General features: G+C 30.3%; 1 protein-coding gene. It reads right to left on the bottom strand.

The window, feature by feature from the left end:
• The coding region (locus KKE07_05155; protein MBU4270230.1) for a hypothetical protein at positions 1 to 2,702 on the bottom strand (2,702 nt) is incomplete at both ends.

Raw genomic sequence — 2,702 nt, 5'->3', positions numbered from 1 at the left:
TAAGAACAAGTGTTGACCCTCTTTCAACAAATAAAGTTCCACCGGTTGTTAAGTCTAAAATATGTTCTTTACCATCCAAAATACAATATCCGCTAAATGTCCACTGGCTTGATAAATTTAATCTTGAATTTAAAGACACTGAACCATAACTTCCATCCCAATAAATTACAGAGTTAGAACTTAAATCTTGATTGCCCAAATTTAATTCTTTGTCATTAAGATCTACGGTTCCGCTACCGGCAAAAAATTTATTAGTAGAAAATTGCGCATCTTTATCTAATGTTACTTTTCCATAATTTAATGTAATGTTATTTAAAATTTGGCCCTCAAGTCCAAGTTTAATTTCTGATCCCGGGCCTCCTAAAATAATTGCCCCCATCATACTGCCTGAGCCATGCAATCTATTATTTGTATTAAATACAGTAAGATATAAGGGCATACTGCCTTCTTCTATAAATACTTCTTCATTACCATTTAATAACAAAACTGAATCAAGATATCTTTTCGAAGTTGTCAAAAATTTAACACCATAATCAGGAAGTACAAATCTGCAATTTGAATAATTTGCATTAATTCCATTACTTACATACATATTTGTTGGAGAATCTAAAGATATTGTTAAATTTGCAAGATCAAAATCTCTTTGAATATAAAAATTATTATTTGATTTTCGTTCAAGTTTAGACAAATCCGAAAGAGAAACTATTGAGCTTGAATTATAATTATTTATTACAATATCACCGGCAGAAACAACATATGTGGCAGCAGGATAAAATACAATATAAAAATCGCCATCCAAAGTACCATCACCTATAATAATTCCATTTTCGGATCCTGTAGAATTTAAATCCAAATAAACTTTTCCCTCGATTCCCATAGTTCCATGTGTAAACAAAGCACCGGCAGAACCTATTTTTATAGTAGCATTATTAAATTTTATTTCAGAAGTATCATTTTCGAAATAAAACGGTCTGTTTCCACCGGAAGGATTTTTTGTTCTTATTGCTAAAGTTACATCTTTAGATATTTCAAAAACAGTTTGTTTATGTATTGTAAATGTTTGAACGGAATCATAAAAAAAAGTATACGATCCATTCAAATCAAGATAGTTATAAATTTCACAAGTACCACAGTTAAAATCAAAATCTCCACCCAAATCACAAACCACATTATCAAGAATTACGTGACAATTTTCATCCAAGCTGTTTATATTTTCAGATTTTAAATTAACAAGATGTAAATTTTTAAATTTGATTGTCGATCCTCGTTCTATAATTAAACTACCAGTGCGTGTAAAATCTAAAATATTTCCATTACCATCGATTGTGCAATCACCGCTAAATGTTAATTGCGAGGTTAAAAATAGAGTTGAATTTAAACCAATAGAACCATGATCACCGGAAAAATATAAAGTTGAAGTTATGGCAAAATCACGAGAACCAATTAATAGATCATTATGTTTTAAATCTACAGAACCTGATGTTTTAATAAAATTATCACCTGAAAATTCTAAATCTCTATACAATATTAATTTTCCACCATTTAAGTTTATGTCATTTAACATCTTTCCATCAAGTTCATATGTTAGTTCGGATCCCGGGCCACCAAATGTAATTAAACCGGACATACTTCCGGAACCATATAATTTATTACCTGCGCCATAAATCATTGCATATAATGGAAAAGTACCTTCTTCTATAAAAATTTCCTGATTACCTGAAAGTAATAAAACATAATCCATATATCTTGTAGATGTTGTCAAAAATTTAACACCATCAAATAAAAATCTACAATTATCATAATATGCAGTAGCTCCATCATCAACGAACATTTCGGTTGGAGAATCAACCAAAACGGACAAATTGCTCATATTAAAATCTTTTTTGATGTAAAAATTATTATTCGATAATCTGTACAATAAAGCTGTATCAGATAAAGATTTAATTGAACCCGGAACGGTGCAATCTATAACAAATGCGCCTTGATGAGCTCTTACCGTAGCTCCCGGATGAAAAACAATTTGAAAATTTCCATTATCGGTGCCATCACCAATTTGAAATCCATATCCATATTGAGTAGATGTAAGTTGTAAATCAACCAAACCGGAAACGCCTAAAATTCCACGCGTAAAAATAATACCAGCCGGACCAATTTTTATTTTTGAACTTTCAACTCTAACTTCAGATGTACAATCTTCAAAATAAAATGGTTTATTTCCGCCGGAAGAATCTTTTGTTCTTATTGCCCAAGTTAAATCATGAGAAATTTCACACACTGTATTTTTATGAACGGTTATTGTTTGATTACTATCATAAAAGAATGTGTATGATCCATTTAAATCTACAAATTTATATATTTCACATTTACCGCAATTAAAATCAAAATCGTTGGATAAGTCACATGTTACATTTTCCAAAATTACAGTACAATTTTCATCCAAATTATTTATATTTTCACCATGCATGTTCATTATATGCAAATCTTTTAGTTTTAGAGTTGACCCGCGTTCAATTATCAAACTCCCACTATTTGTAAGATCCAAAATATTGCCATTACCATTTAAAGTGCAATTACCGCTAAATGTCCATTGAGAAGTTAACCAAACTTTTGAATTTAGATTTACAGATCCACTTTCACCCGACCAATAAATTGTAGATGTAATAATATTATCTTTAGTTCCAAAATTACAAAAGTACCTGCCT

This window comes from Candidatus Dependentiae bacterium, from assembly GCA_018897535.1.
In the GTDB taxonomy this organism is placed as follows: Bacteria; Babelota; Babeliae; order Babelales; family UASB340; genus UASB340.
The sequence above is the reverse complement of the archived record's forward strand: the minus strand, read 5'-3'. Positions and strand labels throughout refer to the sequence as shown.